General features: G+C 73.2%; 19 protein-coding genes. 7 read left to right on the top strand and 12 right to left on the bottom strand.

Annotated features, from left to right (window positions below):
* Positions 1-34: 34 nt before the first annotated feature.
* A complete protein-coding gene (locus tag AB5J51_RS23945; RefSeq protein ID WP_369778613.1) occupies positions 35-1081 on the bottom strand; it encodes a transglycosylase family protein in 1047 nt (348 codons plus the stop codon).
* A gap of 102 nt (positions 1082-1183) precedes the next feature.
* Positions 1184-2458, bottom strand: coding sequence for a cytochrome P450 (locus tag AB5J51_RS23940; RefSeq protein ID WP_369778612.1), 1275 nt, complete (start codon positions 2456-2458; stop codon positions 1184-1186).
* Between the two features lie 130 nt (positions 2459-2588).
* On the opposite strand from AB5J51_RS23940, the gene AB5J51_RS23935 reads away from it, so the two are divergent.
* A complete protein-coding gene (locus tag AB5J51_RS23935) occupies positions 2589-3785 on the top strand; it encodes a globin domain-containing protein (RefSeq protein ID WP_234382995.1) in 1197 nt (398 codons plus the stop codon).
* Positions 3786-3797: 12 nt separating this feature from the next.
* Here AB5J51_RS23935 and AB5J51_RS23930 read toward each other — a convergent pair whose 3' ends face one another.
* Entirely contained in the window at positions 3798-4805 is a 1008-nt protein-coding gene (locus AB5J51_RS23930) for a nucleoside triphosphate pyrophosphohydrolase (protein WP_136226233.1), read from the bottom strand.
* Positions 4806-4866: 61 nt separating this feature from the next.
* Positions 4867-5493 (bottom strand): SurA N-terminal domain-containing protein, encoded by a 627-nt coding sequence (locus AB5J51_RS23925; RefSeq protein ID WP_053791052.1) that lies wholly within the window; start codon positions 5491-5493, stop codon positions 4867-4869.
* Positions 5494-5670: 177 nt separating this feature from the next.
* Here AB5J51_RS23925 and AB5J51_RS23920 point away from each other — a divergent pair, with 177 nt between their 5' ends.
* Positions 5671-8103 carry a YfhO family protein gene (locus tag AB5J51_RS23920; RefSeq protein WP_369778611.1) on the top strand — a complete coding sequence of 811 codons (2433 nt, stop codon included), beginning with the start codon at positions 5671-5673 and terminating at the stop codon, positions 8101-8103.
* Between the two features lie 9 nt (positions 8104-8112).
* On the opposite strand, the gene AB5J51_RS23915 is transcribed toward AB5J51_RS23920, so the two are convergent.
* Positions 8113-9624 (bottom strand): serine/threonine-protein kinase, encoded by a 1512-nt coding sequence (locus AB5J51_RS23915; protein ID WP_276611487.1) that lies wholly within the window; start codon positions 9622-9624, stop codon positions 8113-8115.
* Positions 9621-10205 (bottom strand): hypothetical protein, encoded by a 585-nt coding sequence (locus AB5J51_RS23910; RefSeq protein ID WP_206310774.1) that lies wholly within the window; start codon positions 10203-10205, stop codon positions 9621-9623. The genes AB5J51_RS23915 and AB5J51_RS23910 overlap by 4 nt, the downstream gene beginning before the upstream one ends.
* A 269-nt stretch (positions 10206-10474) precedes the next feature.
* Between AB5J51_RS23910 and AB5J51_RS23905 the strand changes: the two genes are divergently transcribed.
* Together AB5J51_RS23905 and AB5J51_RS23900 are read left to right on the top strand one after the other, a co-directional pair.
* Positions 10475-11326 carry a hypothetical protein gene (locus tag AB5J51_RS23905; protein WP_369778610.1) on the top strand — a complete coding sequence of 284 codons (852 nt, stop codon included), beginning with the start codon at positions 10475-10477 and terminating at the stop codon, positions 11324-11326.
* Between the two features lie 72 nt (positions 11327-11398).
* Positions 11399-11581 (top strand): antitoxin, encoded by a 183-nt coding sequence (locus AB5J51_RS23900; RefSeq protein WP_369778609.1) that lies wholly within the window; start codon positions 11399-11401, stop codon positions 11579-11581.
* Positions 11582-11698: 117 nt separating this feature from the next.
* Here the strand turns inward: AB5J51_RS23900 and mfd are convergent, their stop codons facing one another.
* The 3 genes from mfd to AB5J51_RS23885 form a co-directional block, all read right to left on the bottom strand.
* A complete protein-coding gene (mfd, locus tag AB5J51_RS23895; protein WP_369778608.1) occupies positions 11699-15232 on the bottom strand; it encodes a transcription-repair coupling factor in 3534 nt (1177 codons plus the stop codon).
* Positions 15233-15467: 235 nt separating this feature from the next.
* Positions 15468-18044: an ABC transporter permease gene (locus AB5J51_RS23890; RefSeq protein ID WP_369778607.1), complete on the bottom strand. Its 2577-nt coding sequence runs from the start codon at positions 18042-18044 to the stop codon at positions 15468-15470.
* A complete protein-coding gene (locus AB5J51_RS23885) occupies positions 18041-18817 on the bottom strand; it encodes an ABC transporter ATP-binding protein (RefSeq protein ID WP_369778606.1) in 777 nt (258 codons plus the stop codon). Before AB5J51_RS23885 ends, AB5J51_RS23890 begins: the two co-directional genes overlap by 4 nt.
* A gap of 362 nt (positions 18818-19179) precedes the next feature.
* Between AB5J51_RS23885 and AB5J51_RS23880 the strand changes: the two genes are divergently transcribed.
* Together AB5J51_RS23880 and AB5J51_RS23875 are read left to right on the top strand one after the other, a co-directional pair.
* A complete protein-coding gene (locus AB5J51_RS23880) occupies positions 19180-20757 on the top strand; it encodes an MFS transporter (protein ID WP_369778605.1) in 1578 nt (525 codons plus the stop codon).
* Between the two features lie 139 nt (positions 20758-20896).
* The gene (locus tag AB5J51_RS23875) at positions 20897-21727 is read left to right on the top strand and encodes a hypothetical protein (protein ID WP_369780300.1); all 831 of its coding nucleotides are present in this window, start codon (positions 20897-20899) and stop codon (positions 21725-21727) included.
* 1 nt (position 21728) lies between these two features.
* Here AB5J51_RS23875 and AB5J51_RS23870 read toward each other — a convergent pair whose 3' ends face one another.
* Positions 21729-22586, bottom strand: a complete 858-nt coding sequence (locus AB5J51_RS23870; RefSeq protein ID WP_369778604.1) for an alpha/beta fold hydrolase — start codon at positions 22584-22586, stop codon at positions 21729-21731.
* Between the two features lie 82 nt (positions 22587-22668).
* Here AB5J51_RS23870 and AB5J51_RS23865 point away from each other — a divergent pair, with 82 nt between their 5' ends.
* Positions 22669-23229: an ABATE domain-containing protein gene (locus tag AB5J51_RS23865; RefSeq protein ID WP_136226220.1), complete on the top strand. Its 561-nt coding sequence runs from the start codon at positions 22669-22671 to the stop codon at positions 23227-23229.
* Positions 23230-23257: 28 nt separating this feature from the next.
* Here AB5J51_RS23865 and AB5J51_RS23860 read toward each other — a convergent pair whose 3' ends face one another.
* Complete coding sequence (locus tag AB5J51_RS23860) at positions 23258-24139, bottom strand: cellulose-binding protein (protein WP_240805506.1); 882 nt, start codon at positions 24137-24139, stop codon at positions 23258-23260.
* Positions 24140-24274: 135 nt separating this feature from the next.
* Positions 24275-26845, bottom strand: coding sequence for an SUKH-4 family immunity protein (locus tag AB5J51_RS23855; RefSeq protein ID WP_369778603.1), 2571 nt, complete (start codon positions 26843-26845; stop codon positions 24275-24277).
* Between the last annotated feature and the right edge of the window lies 1 nt (position 26846).

Raw genomic sequence — 26846 nt, 5'->3', positions numbered from 1 at the left:
CAGCTCTTTCCGGGTGTCCGAAGTGCCGCTATTCCTAGCTTAGATCCAGGTTCTGGCCGGGCTTGATCAGATCCGCGTCCTCGCCGATGACCTGCTCGTTGGCCTGGTAGAGCGCGTTCCAGCCGCCCTTGACCCCCTTGGCAGACGCGATGGTGGCCAGGCTGTCGCCCGCCTGGACGGTGTACGAGGGCGCCGACACCCCCTCAGATGCGGCGGGCAGCTCGAGGGCGGGCGTACCACGGTGCTTGCCGGTGCCGGTGGGGTCCGGGATGGCACTCGGGTCGGTGGAGGCGCCCGGGGCGCCCGGGGCCGCGGGGGAGCCGGGGTCGGCCGGAACGACCGGAACGGTCGGGTCCGCCGGGCCGCCGGGCTTGGTCGGGCTTCCCGGGGCCGTCGGCGCGGTCGGGTCCGTCGGGGCCGTGGGAGTACCCGGGTTGGCGGTCGGGTCGCCCGGGAGCACCGGGACGGTCGGCGACGTGGACGGCACGTCCGGGTCGGGCATGACGGGCAGTCCGCTGTTCGGCGCGAGCGGCGCCGGCGGGAGCGTGAAGTCCGGCGCCGGGGCCGGAGCCGGGGTCGGGGCGCCGAAATCGTGCGCCTTCGCGCCGGTACCGCCGGCCGGGACCGAGTGGTCGGGGCGGGAGGGGCTCGCGGCGACGGGGCCGAGCGTGCCGGGCAGGCCCGGGTCCACGGACGCGGCGGGGGCCTGCCGGGTCAGCCCGGCCGACTCCGAGCACTGCCCCCACGCCTGGGGGCCCTGCGTGCCCAGGACCCGCTCGGCGACGGCGATCTGCTGCGAACGGCTCGCGAGGTCGGGGCGCTCGGCGAAGTCGAGGCCGCCGGAGGAGTTCCACTGCTCCTGCGTGAACGAAAGTCCGCCGTAGGACCCGCTGCCGGAGTTGGCGCTCCAGGAGCCGCCGCTCTCGCACTCGGCGACCTTGTCCCACGTGGAGGTGTCCGCCGCGCTCGCGCCGGTGGCGGCGAGCAGCGGCAGAGCCAGGGCGGAACCGGTGACTCCGGCGGTGACGACTATCGCGGGTACCTGGCGGGGGCGTCTGTGGCGGCCGTTCCCGGAACGCATGAGCTGCACCTTTCGCATAACGGCTGGGTAACGGCAGAACCTAGCCGTCTTAGCACGCAAGTCACAACTCTTGACCGTGGCTGACTTACGGTCAGGGTGCCTTCAGATGTTTCGGGCTGTGAACCTGACGGGAAGAGTGCGCAGGCCACGCATGATCAGACCCCCGCGCCAGCGAAGCTCGTTGGGCGGAACAGCGAGTTCCAGATCGGGCAGACGCGTCAGCAAAGTCGCAAGCGCCGTCTGCCCTTCAAGTCGTGCGAGCGGAGCACCCAGGCAGTAGTGGATGCCGTGCCCGTATCCGAGGTGCTGGTTGTCGGTGCGTGAGAGGTCGAGGGTGTCGGGATCGGCGAACCGATCGGGGTCCCGGTCGGCCGCGGCGAGGACGACGAGCACCGGATCGCCGGCCGCGATGTCCTGGCCCCCGAGGGTCAGCGGCTCGGTGGCGAACCGCCAGGTGGCCAGCTCCACGGGGCCGTCGTAGCGGAGCAGCTCCTCGATGCCGGTCTCCAGCAGGCTGCTCTCCCCGGCGGCCAGGGAGTCCTGGAGGCGGGTGCGCTGACCGGGGTTCATGAACAGGGCGTGCACCCCGTTTCCGATCAGGTTCACCGTGGTCTCGAAGCCCGCGAACAAGAGGATGAAGGCCATCGCCGTGGCCTCGGCCTCCGTCAGGTGGTCGCCGTGGTCGCTCGCGCGGATCAGGTCGGAGATGAGGTCATTGCCCAGATCATCCCTTTTGCGGTGGATGAGTTCGCCGAGGTAGGTCCGCATCTGCTTCACGGAGCGGGCGACACCGCCGCGCGGGCCGCCGCCGTGGCGGATCATCATCCCGGCCCAGTCGCGGAAGTCGTCCTGGTCCTCGCGCGGTACGCCGAGCATCTCGCAGATGGCGTAGATGGGGAGCGGGAAGGCGAACTCGTGGATGAGATCGGCTTCCCCCTTGCTCGCGAACCCATCGATGAGGTGGTCGGTCAGCTCCTGCACCCGCGGGGTGAACTCGGCCACCCTGCGCGGGGTGAACGCCTTCGACACCAGCCGCCGCAGCCGGGTGTGGTCCGGCGGGTCGATGTTGAGCAGGTGCGTCATCAGCTCCGCCTTGCGCTCCCCCGGGATCCCGGTCTTGCCCTTGGCGTGCGCCGGCTCCGCGTGGTGCGCCGGGTTCTTGCTGAGCCGCTGGTCCGCGAGGGCCTGGCGGGCGTCGGCGTACCGGGTGACCAGCCAGGCCTCGACCCCGCTGGGGAGCTTCGTGCGGTGCACCGGGGAGTGCTCGCGCAGCCAGGCGTACGCCGGATACGGATCGGTCGCGAACTCCCAGTCGAACAGGGGCGGGCCCTGGGGAGGAGTGCTGTCTGCGGGGGCTGCGGAGGTCGGCTCGTGCACCCGATGACCGTATCCCGCGGGCCGGCCGGCATCCCATATGGGTCGTTCGCCGCGGCTGTCCGTAGATCCGCCATCGCTTGACCTCGCGTTCCCCGGCCCTCCTACTTTCGGTTCTGTGGATGCGAGGATCTTGAAGAGCAGTTTCGCGGTGGTGGAGAGAAGGGCCGAGCACGCGGTCAAGTACTTCTACTCCCACCTCTTCTGGCACAACCCCGGGATCCGAGAACTCTTCCCGTCCTCCGCCGAGGACATGGAACGCCAGCGCGACCGGCTCTTCGCCGCGCTGACCCACGTGGTCGCCCACCTCGACGACGAGGGCCTCCTCCCCTATCTCCACCACCTCGGCCGCGACCACCGCAAGTTCCTCGCCAGGCCCGAGCACTACGCGGCCGTCGGCTCCAGCCTGCTCGCCGCACTCGCCCGGACCTCCGGAGAGGCCTGGACCCCGGGCGTGGAGAAGGCCTGGTCCGAGGCGTACCAGGTGATCGCCGACGCCATGATGGAAGGAGCCGCCGCGAGCGAGGACCCGCCGTGGTGGGACGCCGAGATCGTGCGCCACCTCCAGTACGGGGAGGACATAGCGGTGCTGACCCTGCGCCCGCACGCCCCCCTCCCCTATCTCCCCGGCCAGTACGTGAGCGTGAGCAGCGAACGGGTCCCGACGACCTGGCGCACCTACTCCATCGGGAACGCCCCGCGCCCGGACGGCACCCTCGACCTGCACGTCAGCCGCATCGAGCAGGGGCGGCTCAGCACCGCCCTGGTCCGCGAGGCCCGGCCGGGCGAGATGCTGCGGCTCGGCGCGGCCGGTGGGCGGCTGACCTTCCGCCGCGCCGACCGGCCGGTCAGCTTCATCGCGGCGGGCACCGGCTGGGCGCCGGTCCGGGCCATGCTGGAGGAGCTCACCGGGCAACCCCCCGATCAGGACGTGAGGCTCTTCGTCGTCGCCCGGGACGCCGCCCACCTCTACGACCGCCCGCTGATCGACGAGTACGCCGCCGCCTTCGGCTGGCTCGGCGTCACCTACATCACGCCCGCCCCCGGACAGCACCGCAACCAGGCCACCGGGCGGCTCGCGACCGCGCTCGGCCACCGGGCGCTGTGGCCCGAGCAGGACGTCTACCTCAGCGGCCCGCCGCCGTTCATCGACGAGACCGCGTACCTGCTCCGGGAGCTCGGTGCCCTCCCCGGCCGGATCTTCCACGACTCCGTACCCGCCGCCGGCACGGGCCACGGCCCGAACGGCCGGCCCCTGGGCTTCGGGGAGTGGTTCCTCAGCCGCCCCGCCCCGCACTGGCACGACCCGTCGGCGCGCGCCCCCCGGTAGACCTCCTGCGGGCTACTCGCCGGCCACGCCCTCGGCGGCGCGGATCGCGTCCCGGTAGACGCGGGCCGCGGCGCGCAGCGCGGTCTCGGGGTCGACGCCCGCCGCCTCGGCGCGCGCCGCCAGTTCCAGCAGTTCGTACCCGATGCCCTCGCCGCGGGGCAGTTCCACGGCCACGCCGCCCGTACGGACCCGGCCGGCGAGCTTGGCCGCGAGCGCGAGACCGGGCTGGCCCAGCGGGATCCCGTCGGTGACCGACTCCCGCTGCTTCTCGACCGCCTTGGTGCGCTGCCAGTGGGCGCTGACGTCCTCCGGGGTCTGCGCGTCCGCGTCCCCGAAGACGTGCGGGTGCCGGTGGATCAGCTTCTCGACGAGGCTGCCGGCCACGTCGTCGATGGAGAACGGCTCGTCGGTGTGCTCCTCGGCGATCCGCGCGTGGAAGACGACCTGGAGGAGCACGTCGCCCAGCTCCTCGCGCAGCGCCTCCCGGTCCCCCTCCTCGATGGCCTCGACCAGCTCGTACGCCTCCTCCGTGGCGTACTTGACCAGTCCTTCGTGGGTCTGGCGCGAGGTCCAGGGGCATTCCCGGCGGACCCGGTCCATCACCTGGACGAGGTCGAGCAGGCGCGCGCCGGGCAGATCGTAGGAGCCGGGCAGCAGCTCGAGGTCGGGCATGTCGACGCGGCCGGAGCCGGCGAGCCGGGCCAGCCCGTCGGTGAGGCGCTGGTCACCCTCGCCGCCGGGGATCACCACGACCGTACGGCCGCCGGCGCAGGCCTCGACCAGCGCGTGCGCGTCGGGGGTCTCGTGTGCGACCTCGACGCCCGCCTCGCGCAGGTACGGAAGCTGCGGGTGCCCCGGGTCGGCGCACAGCACCCGGTCCGCGGCGTGCAGGGTCTGCCAGGCCGGCCAGGACAGCAGGCCGGGGGCGACCCGGTGGCTGGCGGTCAGCAGGACGATCCGGCCGGCGGCGGTGTCGTCGGCAGGGGTGTCGCCGGCAGCGGCGGGATCGGCGGCGGGCACGGCGGGGGCGGGTTCGGCGGCGTGGTCGGTCACCCTCCGAACCTACCTCCGGACGGGTGGCTCAGGCTCCGGCGGGGGCCTGCTCGGGCCGGGTCCGCTGGACGATCCACGGGGTGTCCTGGTCGCCGAGCACGATCTGCTGAGCGTCCCAGACGCCGTAGCGCGGGTTCACCTCGATGTGCAGCGCCTTCGCGGCGGACGCGAGCTTCTCGACGGCCTTGTCCTGGCTGCCGTAGTGGTCGAAGAGCTTGTCGCGCAGCAGCTTGAAGCGGGCGTCGGCGTCGAGCTGGCCGGGCGCCAGCTGGGCCTGCTCGAGGGCGGCCGCGGCCAGCTTCTCGCTGCCGCCCGCCTTCTCCAGCTGGGCCTTGCGGAAGTCCTGGACCTCCTTCTCGCCGACGCTCACGCCCGCCTCCTTCGCGGCGCGTTCCAGGACGACGGTCTGGATCATCTTGTTGAGCTTGACGCGCTCCAGGCCGGGCGAGGCCTGGATGAGCTGGGCGGCGGTCGGCCCGGACCCGTTCTGCGCAGCGCGGACGTCGCCCACCTGGGCCTGCAGCGCGGAGGTGGTGATCCGTTCGCCGCCGACGACGGCCGCGGTGCCGGGGCGGGCCTGACCCGAGCAGGCGGACAGCAGGGGGGCCGCCACGAGCAGGGCGGCGGAGACGGAGAGCGCAGTGCGACGGTGCAAAGGAGCCTCCAGGGCCGGGAGATTGTGCGTCGGTGCACAAGGGCCGTGCGGTGATCGATGGTATGCAGTCAAGGTGATCCGAGCCACTGGTTCGACCAACGATTCCCGGGGTGTTGGGGTACGCGTTCACCCTCTGGCCATCCTGCTGTCCCCCGGCGCTGCCAAGGTCGGCCCACCATGTCGACACCGCACCGCTCGCCGCGCCGCCGGAGCCTGCACGGCTCGGCCCTCGCCGCCCTGATCACGGTGGTGGCCGTGTGCGCCGGGGACGCGGCCGCCCGCGTGTTCCCGTACGGGCACCGCCACCGCAGCATCAACGACCTCGGGAACCAGTTCGTCCCCTTCCACGCCCACCTGTGGGACCTCCTGCACGGGCGCGCGGAGGGCGGGCTGCTGCTCAACTGGCAGTCCGGCTACGGCACGAGCTTCCTGCCCGACTTCGGCACCTACCTCTCGAGCCCGTTCGCGGTGCTCGTCGCCCTGTTCCCGCGCGAGGACATCGACCTCGCGGTGTACGTGGTCACCGTGGTCAAGATGGGCGCCGCCGCGGCGGCGATGGCCTGGCTGCTGCGCACGCAGCGCCGCGGGCCGTGGTGGGCGGCGGGGCTGCTGGCGGCCTCGTACGCGCTGTGCGGCTGGTCCGTGATCGAGGCGTCGTACAACCCGATGTGGCTCGACGGGCTGATCGCGTTCCCGCTCCTGTGTCTGACGGGTGAATGGGCGCTGCGGGGGCGCCGGCCGGCGCTCGCCGTCCTCGTGGCGGCGCTGTGCTGGACGGCGAACTTCTACACGGCCTACATGGCGACGCTGGGCGCGGCGCTGGTCCTCCTGTTGCGGGTGGTGCTGACGCGCCAGGGGGTACGGGAGCGGCTGCGGGTGCTCGTCCGTGGTGCGGGGGCGACCCTGCTGGGCATCGCGGTGTCCGCCCCGGTGCTGGTCCCCCTCTTCCTGAGCTCGAAGCAGGCGTACCCGGGGTGGACGCGGCAGTTCGCGCCGGTCTCCTGGCCGGACCTGTTCGCGCGGGTCCTGCCCGGCACGTACTCCTTCTCCTCGCCGGCGCTCTTCGTGGGTACGGGGACGCTGCTGCTGGTGGCGGCCCTGCCGTTCCACCGGGCGGTGCCGCTGCCGGCCCGCCTGGGGTGGGCGGGGCTGACGGCGGCCGTCCTGCTCTCCTTCCAGTGGACGCCGACGCACCTGGCCTGGCACGTGTTCGCGACCCCGAACGGCAGCCCGTACCGGCAGACGTTCGTGCTGGCCGGGGTGGCCGTGATCGCCGCGTGGTCCGGGCTGGCGACGGCCGGGCTGCCGGGGCCGCGGGCGCTGGCGGCGGGGGCGGCGCTGCTGGCCGCCGCGGCCGTGGCGGCGAGCGGCAGCACGCTGGCGACGACGTGGGGGGTCGTTCTGTTCTGCGGCGGGCTGGCGCTCGCGGCGGGTGCCTGGTGGTGCCTGCGCCACCGCAGGCTGGTCCTCCCGGCGGCCGGGGTGCTGGCGCTCGTACTGATCGGACAGGCGGCCGCGACGACGGCGTTCGGGCACAAGGGCAAGCTGGGCGGCCTGGACGACTACCCCTCGTGGGGGGCGGCGCACACGGCGCGCGCCGAGGCCCTGGCCGGCGCCGAGGGCTGGCCCGCGTACCGCACGGACCCGAGCCGGCCGGCCCTGTCGGGCAACGATCCGCTGCTGCTGGGCGGGGAGGGCGGCGCGTACTACAGCAGCCACACCCCCGATGTGTTCACGCGGACGATGGTGGCCCTCGGGGCGGGCTGGACCTCGCGCGGGCGCAACGTGCAGAGCATCGACAACCCGGTGACGGACGCGGTGTTCGCGGTCGGCGCCCGCCTGCAGCCGGACGGCACGATCGGCCGCGCGCAGGTCGTCCCGCCGCTGGTCACGGTCCGCCCGCCGGGGCCCGTGCCCTCGTACGGCGAGGTCGACGGGCCCCCGTTCGCCAACCAGGAACTCCTGCTGGGCGCGAAGGTGTACGAGGACCCCGTCTCCCCCGGGGTGTGCCGCGCGGGCACGGAGGCCTACCTCTGGGCCCCGGAGTACAACGCGACGGCCCGCCTCGCGGACGGCCGCGCGTTCCGGCTGAACGGCAACGCCCCCCGCAACCGGGCGGCCCTCCAGCCGCTGGGCGCCTCCCGGGGGGCCTCCTCGGCGCTGGTCTTCGACGCTGCCGCGCCCCCGCGCTGGGCCCTGTCCTGCCTGGACCGCGCCCGCCTGGACCCGGCGGTGGCCGCGCTCCGCGCGTCGGCGCCGACGTCCCTGCGGGTCGGCTCGTCGACCGTGCGCGCCACCGTCCCGGCGGGCACCACGGGCACGGCGGTCCTCTCGTCCCCGGCGATCGCGGGCTGGACCTGCAACGACCGCCCGGCGACGCCGTACCTGGGCCTGGTCTCCGTCCCCGTGACCCCGGGCACCACGGCGATCACCTGTACGTTCCGCCCCCCGGGCCTCCTCCCTGGCACGGCCGTCGCGGCAGCGGCCCTCCTGCTGCTGGGCGCGTTCCTCGCGGTGCAGCGCCGCCGCATGCCCCGGGCCGGCCGGACGGTCGTACCGGGCGCCCGGGAGGCCGACGCCTCCGCGGAGCTCGCCGCGACCGGGGCGTGAGCGCCGGCGTCAGCGGACCTGGCTCAGCCAGTGCAGGGTGCGGCGGACCTCCGTCGAGAAGGGGTGCGCCGGGCCGTGGACGCGCTCGGCGTCGAACAGGAGGCGGGCCAGGGTGTCGTGGGCCGCGGGGCGGTCGCCCATGGAGAGCAGCAGCTGGGCTATCCGGCGGCGGACCTCCAGCGGGAGGCCGGGGTCCGGGTTGGCGTAGTGGTTCTCGAACAGCGGGAGCAGGGAGCGGTATTCGGCCAGGGCGGCGCCGGGGGCGCCGAGCTGTTCCAGGCACTGGGCCGCGTCGTAGCGGAAGCGCAGGGACTGGGGGTCGCCGGCTGGGAACTCGTCGGCCAGGCGGCGCAGTTCGGGCAGGGCGCGGCGGTACTGGCCGTCGTCCATCAGCGTGGCGGCGTACTGCTTGCGCAGGGAGCGGACCACCGGTGAGTGCTCGCCGTGCTCCGCCTCGGCCGCCGGGAGGATCCCGCCGAGGATGTCCACGGCCTGGGTGAGGCGGCCCTCGTCCAGCAGGCTGCGGGCCTCGTCCACCGCGGCCGGGATGTCCGGCTTCCGGGGCGGCGTCGGCGGGAGGGTCGGCTGCGGCGGGACGGTGGAGGCGCGGTCCGGCCAGGGGGCGTGGGGGCGCAGGAAGGGGCGGGTCGGGTCGAGCGTGCCCGCCGGCGTGCCCTCCTTGGGCAGCAGCGATGCGAGGGCCTCGTACACGTGCTGTGCGGAGGCGGGCCGGTCCTGCGGGTCCTTCGCGAGCAGGTGCAGCAGGACCGCCTCGAGCTGGTGCGGGATCTCGGGGCGCATCCTGCGGACCGGAACGGGCGGCTCGTACAGGTGGCGGTGCAGTACGCCGAGTGCGGTGGACCCGGCGAACGGGACGTTGCCGCTGAGGAGTTCGTACAGCAGGACGCCGAGTGCGTAGAGGTCGGTGTGGGGGCCCACCGCGCCGCCCATCGCCTGCTCGGGCGCCATGTACGCCGGACTGCCGATCGGTGTGCCGGTGCTGGTGAGGCGGGTGGTGTCGGTGTCCATCACCGAGGCGACACCGAGGTCGAGGACCAGCACGGTGCCGTCCGGGCGGACCATCACGTTGCGCGGCTTCAGGTCGCGGTGCACGATCGGCACCGCGTGCACGGCCGACAGCACCCCGCACAGCTGGGCGACCACGGCGACCGCCCACTGCCAGGGGTAGGGGTCGTGCTGGGCGAGGTGGTCGGCGAGGTCGGTGCCCTCGACGTAGCCCATGACGAGGAACAGCTCGTCGCCGTCGCTGCCCGCGTCGTGGACCGTGACCAGGCCCGGGTGGTCCACCTGCGCCGTGACCCGGCATTCGCGCACGAAGCGGCGGCGCAGCTCGTCGGCGACGGAGCCGGGGCCCGCCACCTTGTCGGGGCGCAGCAGCTTGACGGCGACGCGGCGGTCCAGCCGCTGGTCGTACGCCGTCCAGACCTGGCCCATGCCGCCCTGTCCCAGGACGGAGGCGAGCTGGTAGCGCTCGCCGATGATCCGGTCGTCGTCGGTCACCGGGCCGGGCCCTCACCTTCGCTGCCGGGCGGGTTCGGGTTCGCCTGCGGATTCGGGTGCGGGTGCGGCGTCTGCTTGCGCAGCAGTTCGCTCAGCTCGTCGAGCTCGGCGCGCACCTGTCCGATCCGCGGCGGGGTGGCCGGCCCGGGAGCCGGTGTGGGGGCCGGGCCCGGCGTCGGGGTCGGCGTGTGCTGCTGGGCCGGCGGGTACCCGTACGCCGGCCGGGCCTGCTGCTGCGGCGGAACGTACGGCGCGGGCTGCGCCGGGTACCAGGGGGCGGCCGGGGCCGCCGCCGCGCGGGCTGCGTAGTGGCGGATGTCGGCGACGAGGAAGTACACGCAGGTCAGGAAGCCGGTGATGATGATGCCGAAGGCGCCGGTATCGCTCTGCCAGCCGTCGGTGTTGGGCGTCGTGTCGGCGCCGATCAGTGCGATACAGGCGACGCTGAGCGCGCAGTTGACGGCCAGCAGCCACCAGTCCCGGGGCTTGCGGGTGACGACCGCGAGCCGCAGCATCGTGCCCCATCCCAGGAAGCCGCAGCTCAGGACGGGCAGCAGGGCGAACAGCACGCGCAGTGCCACGATTCCCCCGGTACTGGGCTGGGGGCCTTGCTGCGGCGGGAGGCCGGGGCCGTGCATCGCTGCTCCTGACGGACCGTGTCGACGAAGTTTCGGGTCTGAGCGTATACAGCGTTTCCGGCCGCCAGTGAGGGGATGCGCGCAACCGTTGCAGGGTCGCCGCACACCTTCGTCCGCCGCGGGCCGCGCCGCCGGGGCGGAAATCGTCGGGGCCTCCTGACCGGCGGCGACTACCCTCGGCAGTCGAGTTGTTGTTCCTAGGGGGAATCCACATGCGGAGCCGGACCATCGGCCTGTCGGTGCTGGCCACTTCGGCCCTGTTCGGGCTGACGACGGCCTGCCTGCCGGGGGGCGGGGGCAAGGCCGCCGACGTCGGCAGGGCGGCCCGCGCCGCCGAGCAGGCCTCGGGCGCGGCCACGCCGTCGCCGACGGCCAAGGGCAAGGACAAGAGCACGGGCGTGCTCGCGGACCTGTCGGGCGCCGAGATCCTGAGCCAGTCGTACGAGGCCATGCGCAAGGTCGAGTCGGCGCACGTCGTCGCGAAGCTGCGCGAGGAGGGCAAGCAGGTGGAGTTCGACCTCTCCCTCGACAAGAAGGGCGGCTGCAACGGCGCGATCCGGTACGAGGCCATGGGCAAGGTGGACCTCGTCAAGTCCAGTGACCTCATGCACTTCAAGGGGGACGCCGACTACTGGCGGGCCGTGGCCGCGAAGAAGCACACCCCCAAGAAGCAGACGGACGCGATGGTCACCATGCTCGCCGACCGCTGGCTGAAGATGCCGCTCTCCGACCCCGAGGCCGCCTCGTTCGCCCACGTCTGCGACCTCGGCAAACTGACGGGCGGCACCAGCAAGCCCAGCCCGCTGGCCCGCAAGGGCGAGACGGTCGCCATCGACGGCAAGCAGGCGCTGGCCATCACCTCGGCGGCCAAGGAGGGCACGGAGGTCGACTACATAGCCACCCAGGGCACCCCGTACCTGCTCAAGTCCACCATTTCGGGGGACGAGAGCGGGGAGATCCTCTTCTCCGCGTTCGGCACGCCGGTCGACACGGCCCTGCCGCAGGGCGCGGACGTCCTGGACCTGTCGAAGCTGGGTGGCGGCGCCCCCGGCGAATCGGTCTGACACCGGCCTCGGCGGGCGGATCCCCGCAAACGCGCGTAGCGTCGCAAAAGGGATACGGAAGGGAGCCCTCGCATGGGGATCTTCGACAGGGCCAAGGAAATGCTGCAGGCCCACGGCAAGCAGGCGAAGCAGGCGTCCGACGCCGCCGAGCAGCAGGTCAACCAGCGCACCGGCAACAAGTACGCCAAGCAGGTCGATCAGGGCCAGCAGCAGGTCGAGAAGCAGTTGGGCATCGACGAGGACCCGAACAGGTAGGCCCCGCCCGAGCAGCCTGCGGCGCGGCCGGGGACCCGCAGGTCACCGGCCGCGCACCGCGTCGCACGCAAGCGGTCGTACCGAAGCGGCCGTAAGGAAGCCGTCGTAAGGAAGCGCTTACGACCCGAGGATCGCGGTGAGGAACTCCCCGGTCCAGGCGAGCAGTTCCCGTCCGACCAGCGGCTTCCCGCCCACCCGGGCGGTCTTCGGCCGCGGGATCAGCACCTGCGAGGTGGCCGGCTTGAGCACCGCGCCCGGGTAGAGCCGCTTGAGGCGCAGCTCCTGCGATTCGCGCAACTCCACCGGCCCGAAGCGGATGTTGACGCCCTGGAGGGTGATGTCGCCGACCCCGCAGGCCCGCGCCAGCATCCGCAGCCCCGCCACCAGCAGCAGGTTCTCCACCGGCTCCGGCAGCTTGCCGTAGCGGTCGTGGAGCTCCTCGCGCACGGCCTTGATGTCCGCCTCGGAGTTCGCCGACGCGATGGACCGGTAGGCCTGGAGGCGCAGCCGCTCGCCGGGCGCGTAGTCGTGCGGGACGTGCGCGTCGACCGGCAGCTCGATCTTGACCTCGAGCGGCGGCTCCTCCTCCACCCCGCCCTCGACCGCGGCCCGGTAGTCCGCCACGGCCTCGCCGACCATGCGGATGTACAGGTCGAAGCCAACGCCGGCGATGTGCCCGGACTGCTCGCCGCCGAGCAGGTTGCCCGCGCCGCGGATCTCCAGGTCCTTCATCGCCACGTACATGCCGGCGCCCATCTCGGTGTGCTGGGCGATCGTCGCGAGCCGCTCGTGCGCGGTCTCGGTGAGCGGCTTCTCCGGCGGGTAGAGGAAGTACGCGTACCCGCGCTCGCGGCCGCGTCCGACGCGGCCGCGCAGCTGGTGCAGCTGGGAGAGGCCGAAGTTGTCGCCGCGCTCCACGATGAGGGTGTTGGCGTTGGAGATGTCGATGCCGGACTCGACGATGGTCGTGGAGACGAGGACGTCGAACTTCTTCTCCCAGAAGTCCACGACGACCTGTTCCAGGGCCTGTTCGGACATCTGCCCGTGCGCGGTCGCGATCCGCGCCTCGGGCACGATCTCGCGCAGCTTGGCGGCCGCCCGGTCGATGGACTCGACCCGGTTGTGGATGTAGAAGCACTGGCCCTCGCGCAGCAGTTCGCGCCGGATGGCCGCGCCGATCTGCTTCTCCTCGTACGGGCCGACGAACGTGAGCACCGGGTGGCGCTCCTCGGGCGGGGTGGTGATGGTCGACATCTCGCGGATGCCGGTCACCGCCATCTCCAGGGTGCGCGGGATCGGGGTCGCGGACATGGTCAGCACGTCGACGTTGGCGCGCAGCTTCTTCAGCTGCTCCTTGTGCTCGACGCCGAACCGCTGCTCCTCGTCGACGATGACCAGGCCCAGGTCCTTGAACTTGGTCTCCTGCGAGAAGAGCCGGTGCGTGCCGATGACGATGTCCACGGAGCCCTCGCGCAGGCCCTCCAGCGTGGCCTTGGACTCGGTGTCGCTCTGGAAGCGGGAAAGCGCCTTCACGCTGACCGGGAACTGGCTGTAGCGCTCGGAGAAGGTCCCGAAGTGCTGCTGCACCAGCAGCGTGGTGGGGACGAGGACGGCGACCTGCTTGCCGTCCTGGACCGCCTTGAAGGCGGCCCGGACCGCGATCTCGGTCTTGCCGTAGCCGACGTCGCCGCAGATCAGGCGGTCCATGGGGACGGACTTCTCCATGTCCTCCTTGACCTCGGCGATGGTGGTGAGCTGGTCGGGCGTTTCCGCGTACGGGAAGGCGTCCTCCAGCTCCCGCTGCCAGGGGGTGTCGGGCCCGAAGGTGTGGCCGGGGGCCGCCATGCGCGCGCTGTACAGCTTGATGAGGTCGGCGGCGATCTCCTTGACCGCCTTCTTCGCGCGCGCCTTGGTCTTGGTCCAGTCGGCGCCGCCGAGCCGGTGCAGGGTCGGGGCCTCGCCGCCGACGTACTTGGTGACCTGCTCCAGCTGGTCGGTGGGGATGTAGAGGCGGTCGCCGGGCTGGCCGCGCTTGGCGGGGGCGTACTCGACGAGGAGGTATTCACGGGTCGCGCCCTGGACGGTGCGCTGCACCATCTCGATGTAGCGGCCGACGCCGTGCTGCTCGTGGACGATGTAGTCGCCGACCTCCAGGGTGAGGGGGTCGATGGACTTGCGGCGCCGGGTCGGCATCCGGCCCAGGTCCTTGGTGGCGGTGCGCTGGCCGGTCAGGTCCGTCTCGGTGAGGACGGCGATCTTGAGCGCGGGGTCGACGAACCCGTTGTCGAGCGAGCCGCACGCGACGTGGACGATCGACGGCTCCAGGGTGCGCAGATCGGCCTCGAGCCGGGCCGCGATGCCCTCGCCGCCGAGCACCTCGACGGTGCGGGCGGCCGGGCCGTGGCCCTCGGTGAGGTAGACGGTGTGCCAGCCGTCGGCGATCCAGCCCTTGGTGTCGGCGAGCGCACGGGCGGTGTCGCCGCGGTAGGCCTCCGGGGCGTGCATGCCGAGCTTGAGCGTGTCCCCGCCGCCCTCGGCCTCGCCGGCCGCGAAGGGGGACACCGACCACCACATCATGCCCAGCTCGCGCGCGTGCTCCCGTACGTCCGCGATCCCGCGCAGCGAGGCCGCGCCGACGTCGATCGGGGCCTTGCCACCGCCGGCGGTGGCGGCCCAGGAGGCCATCAGGAACTCCTGGGAGGTCGCCACCAGGTCCGCGGCCCGGGTGCGCACCCGCTCCGGGTCGCACACCACGGCCATGGACCCGGTCGGCAGGACGTCGATCAGCAGTTCCATGTCGTCCACGAGGACCGGGGCGAGGGACTCCATGCCCTCGACCGCGATCCCCTCGGCGATCTTGTTCAGCAGTTCGCCGAGCTCGGGGTGCTCCTCGGCGAGGGCCGCGGCCCGCTCCCGCACCTCGTCGGTCAGCAGCAGCTCCCGGCAGGGCGGGGCCCACAGCCCGTGCTCGGCGACCTCCAGGGACCGCTGGTCGGCGACCTTGAAGTAGCGGATCTCCTCGACCTCGTCGCCCCAGAACTCCACGCGCAGCGGGTGCTCCTCGGTGGGCGGGAACACGTCGAGGATGCCGCCGCGCACGGCGAACTCCCCGCGCTTCTCGACGAGCTCGACGCGGGCGTACGCGGCCGCGGCCAGCGCCTCGGTGACCTCCCCCAGATCGGCGCTCACGCCCTGGCGCAGGCTCACCGGAACCAGGTCGCCGAGCCCCTTGACCTGCGGCTGGAGCACGGACCGGATCGGCGCGACGACGACGGAGACGGGCCCTGCGGCCGGGTCGTCCTTGCTCGGGTGCACGAGGCGGCGCAGTACGGCGAGCCGCCGGCCCACGGTGTCGCTGCGCGGCGAGAGCCGCTCGTGCGGAAGGGTCTCCCAGGACGGGTACTCGGCGACCTCGTCGGGCGGCAGGAACGAGCGCAGCGCGGCGGCCAGGTCCTCGGCCTCCCGCCCGGTGGCGGTGACCGCGAGCACGGTCCGCTCGGTCCTGGCGGCCAGCGCGGCGATGGCGAAGGGCCGTGCGGCCGGCGGTCCGACGAGGTCCACGTGCATGCGGTTGCCGTCGCCGGCCGCGGTGACCGCCTCGGCGAGGGCCGGGTCCCGGGTGACGGCGTCGAGCAGTCCGTGCAGGCTCATGAAAGGAGGCTTCCGTCCGGTGAAGGGGCAACGCGAAGGGCCCGACACGTCTCACGGGCCGGGGCTTCCCACCCTACGACGCGCCGGGGTCGCCCGCTCGCGGTATCCGGCACGCCCCGCGGGGGCCGGATACCGCGGGAACGGCACCGGCCCCGGCCCGCTCCGAAGAGCGGACCGGGGCCGGACCTTTCCCCGTGGTTCCCCCGTGGTTCCCCCGTGACGACCGCGTTGCGTACTACTCGCTCGCGATCGCGTTCAGTACGTTCATCCGCCCCGCCCGGAAGGCCGGGACCAGTGCGGCGAACAGGCCCACCAGGGCCGACCCGGCGAAGACGCCGATGATCGTCGACCACGGGATCTCCAGGACCTTCATGCCCTGGAGGGCGAGCAGCTGCTGGGCGGTGGCACCCCAGCCCATGCCCAGCCCGAGGCCCAGCAGCGCGCCGAAGAGGGCGATCACCACCGACTCCAGGCGGATCATGCGGCGCAGCTGGCGGCGGGAGAGGCCGATGGCGCGCATCAGGCCGATCTCGCGGGTCCGCTCGACGACCGAGAGGGCCAGGGTGTTGACGACGCCCAGGACCGCCACGATGATCGCGAGGGCGAGGAGCCCGTAGACCATGTTCAGCAGCGAGCCGACCTGGTCCTTGAGCGCTTCCTTGTAGTCGGTCTGGTTGCGCACCTTGTACTGCGGGTACTGCGCCAGGTCGTTCTTGAGCGCGGTGTAGGCGGTGTCCGCCTGCCCGTTCTCGGCCTTGGCCAGCAGCATGAACGGCCGCGGCATCCGGTCGGCGGGCAGGTTCGCCTCGGCGGTGGCCGTGCTGACGTACTTCACGCCCTTGTCGAGGTTGCCGTCGTCGCTGGTGATCGCGGCGACCTTCAGCTCGGTCTCCTTGCCTCCGGCGAAGGCCACCTTCATCCGGTCGCCGACCTTGATCGCGTGCGCCTTGGCGTACTCGGAGCCGACCGACATGGCGCCCGCGGCGTACGCGTCCTTGTGCTCGCCCGCGATCATCTTGCGCCGCACGTCCTGGGCGTAGGTCGGGTCGGTGACGCTCAGCTCGTCCTTGGCCGAGCTCCCGTCCGGCGCGGTCAGCTTCACCTCGGCACCCCGGTAGGCGGTGACGTGGGTGAGGCCCTTGGTGGCGCGCATCGCCTGCTCGGCCTGCGGCATCACGGGCTGGCCGTTCTCGGAGGCGACGATGAAGTCCGCGCCGACCGACTTGTCGAGTTCCTCGGTGGCGGAGGCCACCATCGAGGAGCCGACCACCGACAGGCAGGCGACCAGCGCCAGCCCGATCATCAGCGCCGCGGCGGTGGCGCCGGTGCGGCGCGGGTTGCGCAGCGCGTTGCGCTCGGCCAGCCGGCCGATGGAACCGAAGGGCCGCAGCACCGGGGCGGACAGCACCCGCACCACGCCGCCCGCGAGCAGCGGGCCGATCACGATGAAGCCGATCAGGGTGAGGACCACGCCCAGGCCGAGCCACATCGAGCCGGTGGAGGCCTTGTCGGCCTGCGCGGCCAGGAGCAGCGCGGCGGTGCCGGCGCCGGTGAGGACCAGGCCGAGCACGGCCCGTACGACGCCGGTCTTCCGGTCGCCGGGGGTGCCGGCGTCGCGCAGGGCGGCCATCGGGGAGACCTTGCCCGCCCGGAGGGCCGGGACGAGGGCGGAGACCACGGTGACGATGATGCCCAGGACCAGGCCCAGCACCGGGGTGGCGGGCAGGACCGTCAGGTCGTCGGTGGACAGGTGCATGCCCATGCTGCCCATGAGCTTCATCAGGCCGACGGCGATGCCGATGCCCGCGCCGATGCCCAGGACGGAGCCCACCACGCCGAGGAGCAGCGCCTCGACCAGGATCGACCGGTTGACCTGGCCGCGGTCCGCGCCGATGGCGCGCATCAGGCCGATCTCGCGGGTGCGCTGGGCGACCAGCATCGAGAACGTGTTGAAGATCAGGAAGATGCCGACGAGGAAGGCGATCCCCGCGAAGCCGAGCATCACGTACTTCATGACGTCGAGGAAGGAGCCGACGTCCTTGCGGTTGGAGTCCGCGGCCTCCTTCGCCGTCTGGAGCTTGTAGGTGTCCTTGCCGACCGCGGCGGCGATGTTCTGCTTGAGCTGGTCGTTGCTCACGCCGTCCTTGGCGGTCACGTTGACGTGCGTGAAGGTGTTCGGGGCGCCGAGCAGGCCCGTCTGGGCGGTCGCGGTGTCGAAGTAGACGACGGCCGCACCCGGGTTGGTCACCTTGAAGGCCGCGATGCCGCTGATCCTGGCGCGGATGTCGCCGGGCAGCGCGATGGTGCGCAGCTCGTCACCGATGGCGAGGTGGTGCTTCTCGGCGGTGTCGGCGTCGACCATCACCTCGGCCGGGCCGCGCGGGGCGATGCCGGAGGCGATCTTCATGGACTTGAGCTCGCTGTCGCTCCAGTTGCCCGCGATGGTCGGGGCACCGGTGGACGAACCCATGTTCTCGTTCTTGGCGTTGACGACGGTGACCGCCGTCGAGACGACGCCGCCCTCGGCGCTGCGGACGCCCTCGGCCGTCTTGACCTTCTCGACGGCGGAGGCGTCGAGGGTCTCCGGCTTGCCGCGGCTCGGCGCGTCCTCGCCCCCCTCGGCCGCCTTGGGGCTGACCGTGACGTCGGAGCTGGTCACCGCGAACAGTTTGTCGAAGGTGGTGTTCATGGTGTCGGTGAACACCAGCGTGCCGCAGACGAAGGCCACGGACAGCATGACCGCGATGGCGGACAGCGCCATGCGGCCCTTGTGCGCGACGAAGTTGCGCCGCGACGTCTTCATGACGCTCATGAGGTCCGTCCGCGGGCGTCGAAGTCCTTCATCCGGTCGAGCACCTGGTCGGCGGTGGGCCCGTACATCTCGTCCACGATCCGGCCGTCGGCCAGGAAGATCACACGGTCCGCGTACGAGGCGGCCACCGGGTCGTGCGTGACCATCACGATGGTCTGGCCGAGCTCGTCCACCGAGCGGCGCAGGAAGCCGAGGACCTCGGCTCCGGCCCGGGAGTCCAGGTTTCCGGTGGGCTCGTCGCCGAAGATGATCTGCGGGCGGGCCGCGAGGGCGCGGGCGACGGCCACGCGCTGCTGCTGGCCGCCGGACAGCTCGGTCGGGCGGTGCTTGAGACGGCCGGCGAGGCCGACGGTCTCCACGACCCGGTTCAGCCACTCCGCGTCGGGCTTGCGGCCCGCTATGTCCATGGGGAGCGTGATGTTCTCCAGGGCGTTGAGCGTCGGCAGCAGGTTGAACGCCTGGAAGATGAAGCCGATCCGGTCGCGGCGCAGCTGCGTGAGCTTCTTGTCCTTCAGCCCGGTGATCTCGGTGTCGTCCAGGTGGATCTGCCCACTGGTCACCGTGTCGAGACCGGCGAGGCAGTGCATCAGCGTGGACTTGCCGGAACCGGAGGGGCCCATGATCGCCGTGAACTGGCCGCGCTTGATGTCCACGTCCACCTCGTCGAGGGCGACCACACGGGTCTCCCCGGCGCCGTAGGCCTTGACGACCTTGCGCGCCCGGGCCGCGACGGCTTCATGCCCTCCAGTACCCCCGTGCCTGGTTTCGGTCATAGCCGTTGTCACGGTGCTTCCCCTCGTTCGTTGCGTTGCTGCGCGTGTGGCCGGGTTCCGGCGGGTCGGCCGGATCCGGTGTGTGATGCCGTCGTGAAGTCTGCGGGGCGCAGGCGGCCGGCGCGCTGGTGCCCATCGCCGTATCCACCGGGGGGTTAACCCCACCCCCGCTCGTATGAACCAGTTAAGGACCTCGCGGGGCCGTCCTCCTCCTCCGCCGGGACGAAAGACCCCTGGACCCTTGTGAGGAGCAACCCTTAGGGGTTCTCCCCCCTTTGGGGGACCGGCTCTGGGGGATACCGCCGGATACCCCGTGATGAGAGGGTGTTCCCCGCAGGTACGTGCACGGTGAAAGGATCTTGGTGGGCGCGGAGGAGAGCACGGGGGAACGCACCGGGGACGCCGCCGGGGCGGGAGCCGGGGCAACGGCGGCCGCCGGGAGCGGCAGCCGGCCGCCGCGCACGGCGCTCGTCGCCGCCCTCATGCTGAGCATGGCCCTGGTCGCCCTCGACAGCTCGATCGTCTCCACCGCCGTCCCCCAGATCGTCGGCGACCTCGGCGGGTTCTCGGTCTTCTCCTGGCTCTTCGCCGGCTACCTGCTCGCGATCACCGTCACCCTCCCCGTCTACGGGAAGCTCTCCGACACCCTCGGCCGGGGGCCCGTCCTGCTCTTCGGCATAGCCCTGTTCATCGCCGGCTCGGTGCTGTGCGCGCTCGCCTGGAACATGGCCGCCCTCATCGCCTTCCGCATCGTCCAGGGGCTGGGCGGCGGCGCCCTCCAGGGCACCGTGCAGACCCTGGCCGCCGACCTGTACCCGCTCAAGGACCGCCCCAGGATCCAGGCCAGGATGTCCTCGGTCTGGGCCGCCTCCGCCGTGGCCGGCCCCGCGCTCGGCGGGCTCATCGCCTCGTACGCCGACTGGCGCTGGATCTTCCTCATCAACCTGCCGCTGGGCGGGCTGGCCCTGTGGCTGCTCGCCCGCCATCTCGTCGAGCCCGCACGGTCCCCCGGCCGCCGCGGCCCGATCGACTGGGCCGGCGCCCTCGGCGTCTTCGCCTGCGGCGGGCTGCTGCTCTTCGCGCTGGTGCAGGGCGGGGTCGCCTGGCCCTGGCTGTCCGCGCCCTCGCTCGCCCTGCTGGGCGCGAGCGCGGTACTGGCGGCCGTGGTCGTCCGGATCGAACGCCGGGCCGAGGAACCGATTCTCCCCGGGTGGGTCTGGCGCCGGCGCACCATCGCCGCCGTGAACCTCGCCCTCGGCGCACTCGGCCTGCTCATGGTCGCGCCGCTGGTCTTCGTCCCGACCTACGCCCAGTCGGTCCTCGGCCTCGGACCCACGAGCGCCGGGCTCGTCATGTCCGCGATGACCCTCACCTGGCCCCTGTCCGCCGCCCTCAGCCAGCACGTCTACCGGCGCATCGGCTTCCGCAACTGCGCCGTCGTCGGGATCTCGCTGGCCGCCGTGATCCTGTTCTCGTTCACGCTGCTTCCCCATCCCGCCCGGCCCTGGCAGCCCACGCTGATCATGCTGCTGCTCGGCGCCGCCCTCGGCCTGTTCCAGCTGCCGCTGATCGTCGGGGTCCAGTCCACCGTGGGCTGGTCCGAGCGGGGTACGACGACGGCCTCGGTGCTGTTCTGCCGCCAGGTCGGCCAGAGCCTCGGGGCCGCCCTGCTCGGGGCCGTCGCCAACGCGACCATCGCCGCCCGGCTGGCCGACGCCCCGATGACCGGACTGCCGCACCACCTCGACGACGTCTCCCAGGCCCTCGACCGGCCCGCGCTGCTCCCGCCCGCCGCCGCCGACTACCTGCGCGCGTCGGTGGCCGCCGCCGTGGACCACATCTTCCTCGGCGCGAGCGCCGCGGCCGTGGCGGCCCTGCTGGTCCTCCTCCTGGTGGCTCCGCGGCGGTTCCCGATCCTGGCGGAGCATCAGGAGAAGTAGGGGCGCGCCCGGCTCCCGCTTGTCATGACCCCGGTCAACGGAGTACACCTCGGAGTCCTGAATCCGAGATCCGTTCCGGGGGGACGACATGGTTTCCGCACTCTTCGCACTGGCCTTACTGGCCGCCGTGGCCGGGCCGATCGGCCTGCGGCTGCGCCGCCACCCCGGCTTCGTCACCGGCCGCGACGGCCGCCTCTCCACCTCCACCACCCTGGCGCTGGCCTGGACCGTGATCCTGGTCTGGCTGCTGCTCACGATCCTCGCGTACGGGCTCACGGCGGGCGGCGGAGCCGACTGGTTCGCCGGGGAGCACGGCCCGCTGTCCTCCCTGACCACCGTCTACCTGCCGCTGCTCGGCGGCCCGTACGTGGCCCTGATCGCGGCGAAGACCGTCGTCGGCATCCGCGTGGAGAACGGCAGCATGGCCAAACCCGCCCCCAAGCCGACGCGCTCCGGGAAGCGGCCGCTGCGCGAGCTGATCGCGAACGACAGCGGGCGCACCGACCTCGTGGACCTCCAGTACGTGGCGCTGAGCGCGGTCACCATGCTGTACGTGGTGCTGTTCTTCCTCTCCGACGTGGGCGCCGGGCTCCCCCACCTCCCCGCCGAGATCTGGGCGCTGACGGGCGCACCGGCCGGGGCGTACCTCGTGAACAAGATGGCCACGCGCGCGAACCCGGTGATCACGGGCGTGGCGGTGCAGGGCTCCGCCCTGCGGGTGGAGGGCGGCGGCTTCGGCCCGGAGGCCCGGGTGGAGCTCGACTCCACCGCCCTGGCGACCGCGTACGACCCGGCGACGGGCACCCTGACCGCGCAGCTGCCGGCCGCCGCGCCCGCCGCCTTCACGGTGGTCGTCACCCACCGCGGCCTGCGCAGCGACCCCTACCGCCACGCACCCGCGGCGCCGGCCCCGGCCCCGGTTCCGGCCCCGGCCCCGGCCCCGGCCCCGGCTCAGCCCGCGGACCGGTAGGTCACGGGAGCTTCGCGAGGAAGACCTCGACCAGCGGGACGATCTCCCCGAGGTGCGTCTCCAGCGCGAAGTGCCCCGCCCCCTCCAACAGGTGCACCTCGGCCTCCGGCGCGTCCCGCAGGTACGCCTTCGCCCCCGCCGGCACGAAGAACGGGTCCCCCGCGCCCCAGACGACCAGAACGGGCACCCCGGACTCCCGCAGCCAGGCCTGCCAGGCCGGGTACCGGGCGAAGTTCGAGGAGTAGTCGAAGGCCAGGTCGGCCTGCGCGTCGGCGCGCCCCGGCAGCCCGACGTAGTGCACGTCGAGCGTCCGCCCGTCCGGGGAGACCAGGGCGGGGTCGGCGACACCGGCCTCGTACTGGAAGCGGATGCCCTCCGGGCTGAACAGGGCGCGCACCTTCTCCTCGTCGCCCGGCACCTCCCGCCGGTGTCCGGCGAACGCGCGGGCCGCGTCGGAGAGGCCCTCCTCGTACGCGTTGCCGTTCTGCACGATCAGGCCGGTCACCCGCCCGGGCCGGCGCACGGCGAGCCGCAGCCCGACGGGGGCGCCGTAGTCGAAGACGTACAGCGCATAGCGGTCCAGCCCGAGGGCGTCGGTGAAGCCCTCCACGATGTCCGCGAGCCGGTCGAAGGTGTACGTGAACCCGGCCGGGGTCTCGGTGCGGCCGAACCCGGGGTAGTCGGGGGCGATCAGCCGGTACGGGGTGCCGCCGAGGGCGTCCATCAGCCGGGCGAACTGGTGGGAGGAGGTGGGGAATCCGTGCAGGAGCAGCAGGACCGGTCCGTCGGCCGGGCCGCTCTCGCGGTAGGCGACGCGGACTCCGTCCACGTCGGCGGTGCGGTGGTGAACGCGCAGCATCACATGCCTCCAATGGCCTTGTTCCCATTAGTCTCACCCCAAAGCTTCTAACGGGTCAAGCGCTTCACGTAGCATTAGTGACATGACGTCGACGCCGCCGTTCCCCCTCACGGGCGAGCCCCTCGCCCTGGACCTGCTCAACACCCGGCCCACGGGCGCGGGCGACCTGATCGCCGGCCCGGAAGGGCTCACGGCCTGGCTGACCGCACAGGAGGACCGCCTCGGGCCGGTCGCGAAGGTGGGCCCGGCCGAGGTGGCGGCCGTGCACGCCGTACGGGAGGCGGCCGGCGCGGCGCTCTCGGCCGCGCGGCGCGGCGAGCGGCCCCCGGCCGGCGCCCTGCGCACGCTGAACGAGGCCTCGGCCGGCGCCCCGGCCCACCGGGAGCTCGCCTGGACTCCGGAAACCGGCCTCGCGGCGACCCCGCACCGAACGGGCACCCCGGCCCGGCGGCTCGCGGCGCAGCTGGCGGACGCAGCGGCAGAGCTCCTGACGGACCCCCGGGTGCGCGACGTACGGGAGTGCGAGGGCGCCGACTGCGTCCTGCTGTTCCTCCCGGCCCACCCGAAGCGCCGCTGGTGCGTGGCCTCGACCTGCGGCAACCGCGCCCGCGTGGCCCGCTACTACGCCCGCCACAAACCCTGACCCCGACCCCGGCCGGGCGGGCCGCCGATCAGCCCTCGGCCGGGGCGCGGCCCGTCAGGGCCGCCAGGCTCGAGCGCACGTGGTTCATGTGCGCCCGCATCTCGTCCTGCGCCTCCGCGTGCTCCCGCAGGATCCGGTCCGTCTCACGGCCGATCCGCTCCTCCCGCACCCGGGCCTCCGCCAGCAGCTCAGCGGCCCGCGCCTCCGCATCCTCCTGCCCGTGCCGCGCCGACTCCTCCGCCTCCGCGTAACCGCGCCGCGCCTCCGCCAGCCGGCCCTCCGCGTACCGCTCCAGCTCCGCGTGGCGCGCCTCCAGATCGGCCTCCCGGGCCGCCAGCTCCCGTTCCGCCGCGTCCCACCGCTCCACGTGCTCCTGCTCGCGGTCCGCCAGCAGCGCATCCGACCGGCGCCGCATCTCCGCCAGCGCCGCCTGCGCCTGCGAGCGCCACTCGGCCGCATCGTCCCTGGCCTCCGCCCGGACCGCATCGGCCTCCCGCTCCGCCCGCAGCAGCCCCTGCCGCGCCCGGACCTCCGTCTGCTCGCGCACCGCCTCCGCGTCCTGCCGCGCCAGCTCCGCCACCCGGTCCGCGTACGCCTCCGCCGCACCCGTCGCGTCCACCGCGTCCGCCCGCGCGTCCCGGCGCACGGCGTCCGCCTCCTCCTCGACCAGCAGCAGGATCCGCCGCGCCCGCTCGCTCAGCTCGTCGTACGTCTGCGGAGCCAGCTCGGCCACCGCCTCGCGCAGCCGCCCCGCCTCCGCCTCCATCCGCTTCGCCAGGACCGTCAGCCGCGCCACCCGCTCCCACGCCTCGTCCCGGCTCCCGGACAGCCGGGCGAGATACCGGTCGACCTCTTCGATGCGGTAGCCGCGACCTCGTACGGTCGCGAAACCCGGTCCGTGAGGTGACATGGGAGCAGTCATCCTGGAAGCGCCTCTCTCGGGGGGATTCCTGTCAAGGATGCGCCATTTGCTCCCAGAAGCCGGAATGGCCGGGCCGAGACCCTGTACGAGGGTCCCGGCCCGGCCATTCAACTGATCATCCGATCAGAGCAATCCGTCCCACATCTGCTCCAGAAGCACCGACCACCAGCTCTCCGGCGACGCCAGCGCCGCACTGTCGAGCCCGGCCAGATTCGTCTGGAAATCGACGGTCCAGCGCCCCGCCTGCTCCGGCGTCAGATGCTGACGCAGACGCCACATGTGACCCAGCATCGCCAGCGAACGGGCGAACTGCGGCAGGCTCGAATTCACGAACTGCGGCGGCACCGGCGCACCGCCCGGACCGGCCTCCACCGGCACCGCCACTATGTGCGCCGTCCCGTACTGCACGCACAACGCCTTGCCGAAGTCACTGCCCACGACCAGGTACGAACCCGCATCCGACGCCGGCTGCACCTGCCGCTGCGCAGCCAGCTCCGCCAGCGTCGGCACCGGCTGGCCCGGCACCGCCTGCGCCCAGAAGAACGGCCCGAAGTCCGTCGGCAGACCCGCCCACACCAGCGTCTGCGCCACGATCTCCGGCACACCCTGGCGGGACACCGCCCGCTGGTCGAAACGGAACACACCCTGCGGACCGAACGCCCCGGCCAGCTCCGCACCGATGGCATCCAGCGCAATCGCCGGCTGCAACGGCACCTGCTGCAACGGCGCCCGTACCGGCGCAGGGCGCGCCGGGCCGTCCGCCACCTGGTGCAGCTCACCCTGATGGGTCAGCAGATGCCGCATGCCCTGCTGACGACCCGCATGGTCCTTGCCGTACGGGGCCACGCTCGTGATCCGGACCTGCGGCCAGGTCTCCCGGATCATCCGCGCGCAATAACCGCCGGGCAGCTCGCACGACTCCAGCTCGGTGTGCAGTTCCAGCACCTGCTGCGGCGGCACGTTCATCGCGCGCAGCTCGTGCAGGATCTGCCACTCCGGGTGCGGCGTACCCGGCGCGGAACGCCGGATGAGCTGCTGCTCGGAGCCGTCGGGCGCGCGGTAGCGCAGCACGGCCTGGTAGCCGGGGCCGACCGTGGGCACACCGGCGGGCGCCGGGGGCTGCGGCGCGGGACCGGCCTGCGGCTGCCCGGGCGGGCCGGGAGGCGCGGGCGGCTGACCCGTCACGGCCGGACCCGCCAGCATCGTCGCGGCATGATCCAGCCCGCCCCCGGGCGCACCGGGCGCCCCCGGCGGACCGGGCGGCTGGGGTACGCCGGGACCCGCGAGCATGGTCGCCGCCTGATGGGCCGACCCACCGGGGGCCCCGGGCGGACCGGGAGGCGCAGGCGGCTGACCGGCACCCGGAGCCCCGGGCGGACCGGGAGGCGCAGGCGGCCGACCCGTCACGGCGGGACCGGCCAGCATCGTCGCGGCATGATCCAGCCCACGCCCCAGCGAACCCGGAGCACCCGGCGGACCGGGAGGCGCAGGCGGCTGACCCACACCGGAAGCACCCGGAGCACCGGGCGGACCGGGAGGCCCCGGAGGCGCAGGCTGACCCGTCACCGCCGGACCCGCCAGCATCGTCGCGGCATGATCCAGCCCACGCCCCAGCGAACCCGGAGCACCCGGCGGACCGGGAGGCGCAGGCGGCTGACCCACACCGGAAGCACCCGGAGCACCGGGCGGACCGGGAGGCCCCGGAGGCGCAGGCTGACCCGTCACCGCCGGACCCGCCAGCATCGTCGCGGCATGATCCAGCCCGCCGCCAGGCGCAGCGGGAACCCCCGGAGCACCAGGCGCACCGGGAGCCCCCGGCGGACCGGGCGGCGTCACCGGCTGCGCGCCCGGCCGCGAGACCTGGGCCTTGCTCGTCGGCGCATCGGCAATGGACCCGGAATCCGGGCCCGCGTCGGCCCCGAGGTGCAGGGCCGGCGCGATCGCCGTCCTGGGGAGCTGGCTGCCCCCGGGAATCAGCGCGGTCTTCGCCTCCGAGGCCCCGCCGGGCGGCGGCGCCACGTCCTCCAGGTCCGACCCTGACAGCGGCGGCGCGAACACCGTCGCGGGCAGCGGTACGGACACGTCGTCCGCACCGGGGTTCACATCGGTCCCGGCCCACGGCGTCGCCCCGACGGGCACCCCGTCGTTGGCCGTCGGCTCGTACGGCACCTCGCGGCGCAGCGGCACCGCCTCCACCGGCTCGGGCGCGGACGCCCGAACGGGCTCAGACGCAGCCGGCACCGCAGGCTCCGAAGCAGGCACGGGGGCAGGGGCAGGGGCAGGGGCAGGGGCAGCCGCGGCAGGCGCCGGCGCCGCCGGAATCCCCGCCCGGTCCGCCGCCTCCTGCAACCACTCCGGCGGACTCAGCATGAACGAGGTCTGCTCCGAGTCGATCCGCGGCGACGGCACCGACGCCTCCACCACCGGCGCAGCCGCAGCCCCGTACTCCTCCTCGTACCGGCGGATCACCTCACCCACCGGCAGACCCGGCCACAACGTCACCTCACCACTGTCCCGCGCAATGACCAGCCTCTGCCGGCCCCCACCGGACACCGGACCCGCCGCACGGTCCTCCGCCCACACCACGAACCCGAGCCCGAACTCCCGTACGCGCACCTCCCGGTGCTGGTACGCGGGCACGTCCCCGTTGATCCACTCCTCGGCGCGCTCCTGCGCCTGCGCAAACGTCACCATC

The sequence above is a fragment of the Streptomyces sp. R33 genome (assembly GCF_041200175.1).
GTDB classification, from domain to species: Bacteria; Actinomycetota; Actinomycetes; order Streptomycetales; family Streptomycetaceae; genus Streptomyces; species Streptomyces katrae_B.
This window is presented reverse-complemented; position numbering and strand designations above follow the sequence as displayed.